Annotated in this window: 4 protein-coding genes and 1 pseudogene; 2 read left to right on the forward strand and 3 right to left on the reverse strand. The window is 73.5% G+C overall.

Going from position 1 to position 4,350, the window contains the following annotated elements; all coding sequences use genetic code 11:
• Nucleotides 1-578 (forward strand): annotated as a pseudogene (locus CRM73_RS18290) (pyridine nucleotide-disulfide oxidoreductase); the annotation flags it as partial.
• A 10-nt stretch (nt 579-588) separates the two neighbouring features.
• Here the strand turns inward: CRM73_RS18290 and CRM73_RS18295 are convergent.
• Together CRM73_RS18295 and serS are read right to left on the reverse strand one after the other, a co-directional pair.
• A complete protein-coding gene (locus CRM73_RS18295; protein WP_017832052.1) occupies nt 589-1,590 on the reverse strand; it encodes an HAD family hydrolase in 1,002 nt (333 codons plus the stop codon).
• 74 nt (nt 1,591-1,664) lie between these two features.
• The gene (gene serS / locus CRM73_RS18300) at nt 1,665-2,969 is read right to left on the reverse strand and encodes a serine--tRNA ligase (protein WP_017832053.1); all 1,305 of its coding nucleotides are present in this window, start codon (nt 2,967-2,969) and stop codon (nt 1,665-1,667) included.
• A 160-nt stretch (nt 2,970-3,129) separates the two neighbouring features.
• Here serS and CRM73_RS18305 point away from each other — a divergent pair, with 160 nt between their 5' ends.
• Nucleotides 3,130-4,071 carry a diacylglycerol kinase family protein gene (locus CRM73_RS18305; protein ID WP_035925994.1) on the forward strand — a complete coding sequence of 314 codons (942 nt, stop codon included), beginning with the start codon at nt 3,130-3,132 and terminating at the stop codon, nt 4,069-4,071.
• Nucleotides 4,072-4,098: 27 nt separating this feature from the next.
• Here the strand turns inward: CRM73_RS18305 and CRM73_RS18310 are convergent.
• Nucleotides 4,099-4,350, reverse strand: a 252-nt coding sequence (locus CRM73_RS18310; protein WP_229588692.1) for a hypothetical protein, incomplete at its 5' end; no start/stop codon positions are given.

The following is a 4,350-nucleotide window of genomic DNA, read 5'->3' on the forward strand; positions in this document are numbered from 1 at the left end:
TCGGCCTGGACCCCTCCGCGCTGCGGGTCGACGGCTCGGGCCTGGTGGCGGGCGTGGAGGGCGGCTGGCTCTACGCCGCCGGGGACGCGGCGGGCGGGCCCCTGCTGACCCACCAGGGGAAGTACCAGGCGCGCGCCGTCGCGGACGCGGTCGTGGCGCGCGCGGCAGGCCGGCTGGGGGCGTCCGCGCCCCCGTGGTCCCCGTACGCGTCCACGGCCGACGGGTGCGCCGTCCCGCAGGTGGTCTTCACCGACCCCGCGGTGGCCTCCGTGGGCCGCTCCGCCGAGCAGGCCCGCACGGACGGCCTCGAGGTGGACGTCGTGGAGCACGCCATCGACGTGGCCGGGGCGCTCCTGCACCGCGACGACTACCGGGGCTGGGCCCAGCTCGTGGTCGACCGGCGGCGCCGGACCCTCGTGGGCGCGACCTTCGCCGGCCCGGACGTGACGGAGCTGCTGCACGCGGCGACCGTCGCCGTGGTCGGCGAGGTGCCGCTGGAGCGGCTCTGGCACGCGGTGCCCGTCTTCCCCACCATCAGCGAGGTCTGGCTGCGGCTGCTCGAGGAGTACGGGCTCTGAGCCGCCGGGCTCAGAGCAGGGAGCGCAGGATCCGGGCGACGCCGTCCTCGTAGACCGTGTGCGTCACCTCGTGGCACGCGGCCGCGACCTCGTCCGGGGACTGGCCCATGGCCACGCCGCGGGCGGCCCAGTCGAGCATCTCGATGTCGTTGCGGCCGTCGCCGACGGCGACCGTGTGGGACGGGTCCACGCCGAGCCGGCGGCGGATCTGCTCCAGGGCGCTGGCCTTGGAGACGCCGTTGGCGGCGATGTCGAGCCAGGCGCTCCAGCCCACGGAGTACGTGACGCCGTGCAGCCCGGCCTCGTCGATCGCCCGGGCGAACTCCTCCGGGGTGTGCTCCGTGCTGTACACCACCATGCGCACGGCCTTCATCCGCGCCAGCTGGTGCAGGTCCACGCCGATCGCCTCGATGCCGAAGGACGCGTCCTGGAAGCGCTCCGTGGAGTAGAAGGACCCGTCCTCGGTCTCGAGGGCGAACTTCGCGGTGGGCAGGCGCTGCTCGAGGGCCTCGAGGGCCTGGCCGGGGTCGAAGGAGACGCACTCGAGCACCCGGTGGTACGCCGGCAGCTCCGGGTCCAGCTCGAGCGTCATGCCGCCGTTGGAGCACACGGCGTAGCCGCGCTCCTGGCCGATGAGCTCCACCACGGGCAGGGTCGCCCCCTTGGAGCGGCCGGTGGAGATGACCACGTGGTGGCCGGCCGCCAGCACGGCCTGGGCCGCCTCGCGCACCGGCCGGGACATGTGGCCGTCGTGGTCGACGAGCGTGCCGTCGACGTCGAGGGCCACCAGGTACTGGACGCCCGCCTCCTTCTTCCAGCCGTTCGAGCGGGGAGGCTGGACCTTGAGGGGGATCCGGACGTCGGCGGCGGAGCGCGCGGGCGCGGTGGTGCCGCCGGCCGTGTCGCTGAGGTCTTCCGAGTGCTCGACCTTCAGCGGGACGGTGGAGTTGATGCCGACGAGTTCGTGCTGGTCCTCGGTGCCAGCGGTCTTTTCTTTTGTCATGCGGGACATGGTGCCACATCACACCGACAGGATGGCCGAGATGTCGATGTGAGATGAACGGGAGCCGAACGCCTCCCGGCGGCTCAGCGCCGGACGGGGATGGTCTCCTGGCCGCGCAGGTAGGGCCGCAGCGCCTCGGGGACGCGCACCGACCCGTCGGCCTGCTGGTGGGTCTCGAGGATGGCGGCCAGCCAGCGCGTGGTCGCCAGCGTCCCGTTGAGGGTGGCCACCGTGCGGGTGCCGCCCTTGCGGACCTTGCCGGCGGCGTCCGTGGTCTCGGGCAGCCGCTCCCGGATGTTGAGCCGCCGCGCCTGGTAGGTGGTGCAGTTCGACGTGGAGGTCAGCTCCCGGTACTTGCCCTGGGTGGGGACCCAGGCCTCGCAGTCGAACTTGCGGGCCGCGGAGGTGCCGAGGTCCCCGGCGGCGGTGTCGATCACCCGGTAGGCGAGCTCGCACTTGGCGAGCATCTCCTCCTCCCACGCGAGCAGCCGCGCGTGCTCCGCCTCCGCGTCCTCCGGGGAGCAGTAGACGAACATCTCGAGCTTGTTGAACTGGTGCACGCGGATGATGCCCCGGGTGTCCCTGCCCCCGGAGCCTGCCTCGCGGCGGTAGCAGGAGGACCAGCCGGCGTAGCGCAGCGGGCCGTCCGAGAGGTCGAGGATCTCGTCGGCGTGGTAGCCCGCCAGGGGGACCTCGGAGGTGCCCACGAGGTACAGCTCGTCCTTGCCCACGTGGTAGATCTCGTCGGAGTGGGCGACGTCGAAGCCCGTGCCGCTCATGATCTCGGGGCGCACGAGGTTCGGGGTGGTCATGGGGACGAAGCCGTTGTCCAGCGCCTGGTCCTGGCCCATGAGCAGCAGGGCGGTCTCGAGCCGGGCGACGTCGCGCTTGAGGAAGTAGAACCGGGCGCCGGAGACCTTGGATCCCCGTTCCATGTCGATGCCGTCCACGAGCTCGCCGATCTCCAGGTGGTCCCTGGGCTCGACGCCCTCCGCGGCGAAGTCGCGGGGCTCCCCGACGGTCCGGAGCAGGACGAAGTCGTCCTCCCCGCCCGTGGGGACGCCGTCGAGGACGAGGTTGTCGACGACCGCGACGAGCTCGTCCTGACCGGCACGGGCGGCCTCCGCGGCCGCCTGCGCCTCCTTGACCCGGGCGGCCAGCTCCTTGACCTCGGCGAGCAGCGCCTGCTTCTGCTCGCCCTGGGCCCGGGCCACCTGCTTGCCGAAGGCGTTCTGCTCGGCCCGCAGGGACTCGTACTCGGTGATCAGCCGGCGGCGCTCGACGTCCGCCTCCAGGATCCGGTCGATCAGGGTGTCGTCCGCCCCGCGGGCACGCTGCGAGGCGCGGAAGACGTCGGGGTTCTCACGGAGCTGGTTGATGTCGATCACCCTGACAGGGTACCCAAGTCCTCCGGACGCGACGGGGGTTAGGGTGGAGGCCCGTCGCGATCCGCCCGGCGCCGCGGGCCCGCGGCGCCGTGCCGCGGCGCCACCGCCCCACCGCACGGCGCCACCGGTCCCCGGCGCCGCAGAACCGAGGAGTCCTTCCGTGACCGCCACTCCCGTGGCCCCCAAACGGGTCGCCGTCGTCATCAACCCCATCAAGGCCGACGCGGACGTCGCCCGCGACGCCGTGATCATCGGGTGCCGCAAGGGCGGGTTCCCCGACCCCGTGTTCTACGAGACCGCGGAGGACGACCCGGGCTCCTCGATGACCCGCGAGGCGCTCGAGCAGGGCGCCGACCTCGTCATCGCCGCCGGCGGCGACGGCACCGTCCGGGCCGTGGCGGAGGCGCTGGTCGGCCACGACACCCCGCTGGGCCTCATCCCGCTGGGCACCGGCAACCTCCTGGCCCGCAACCTGGGCGCCGACCTGGGCGATCCCCACCGCAACGTGGACATCGCGCTCTTCGGCGCGGAGCGGGCCATCGACATGGCCACGTTCCGCGTGGAGCTCGAGGACGGGACCGTGGGGGACCACGCGTTCTGCGTCATGGGCGGGGCGGGCTTCGACGCCCAGATCATGACGGACACCCGGGACGAGCTGAAGAAGCTGGTCGGCTGGGCGGCCTACGGGGAGGCCGGGGTCCGGCACCTGATCGCGCCCCCGCGGTGGGCCCGCTTCCGGATCGACGACGGCGAGTGGCAGAGCCGCCGCGTCCGCTCCGTGATGGCCGCCAACTGCGGGATCCTCACCGCGGGCCTGATCCTGGTGCCGCAGGCGAAGATCAACGACGGCCTGCTGGACCTCGTGGTGATGTCCCCGCGCAGCACGCTGGAGTGGGCGCTGATGGCCGCCAAGGTCGTGTTCCGGCAGCGGCGCGACCTGCCCGTGATCGAGTTCTTCGCCGCGAAGAAGGTGCGCGTGGAGTTCCACGAGCCCATCGAGTCCCAGATGGACGGGGACGGCACCGGGCTGATCAACGGGTTCGAGTCCGAGATCCTCCCGGGCGCGCTCTCCGTGCGGGTTCCGCCCTCCCAGGGCGACTGACCCGCACGGGCGCCCGGGCCCCGCGGGTCAGTCGGCGGGATCGGGCCGGCGGCTCAGGCCCGCCACGAACGCGGCCACGAGGGCGAGCACGGCCAGTCCCACGGCCACGAGCGGGCCCTGCCCGCGGTCCGTGACCGAGGCGACCGGCTCCGGGACGACCCGGGAGGCCGGCACGAGGTCGAGGGCGTCGGCGGTCCGGGGGTCCCCGACGACGGGGCTCGGGCCGATCTCGACGCGGACCACCTGACTCGGCTCGGGCGGCGCGGCCGCCGCGGCCGG

The sequence above is a fragment of the Kocuria sp. CCUG 69068 genome, assembly GCF_020833785.1.
In the GTDB taxonomy this organism is placed as follows: Bacteria; Actinomycetota; Actinomycetes; order Actinomycetales; family Micrococcaceae; genus Kocuria; species Kocuria rosea.

Bases quoted from the DNA above. Each gene is read 5' to 3' on its own strand.
- CRM73_RS18295 (WP_017832052.1), bottom strand. From the start codon at position 1,590: ATGTCCCGCATGACAAAAGAAAAGACCGCTGGCACCGAGGACCAGCAC.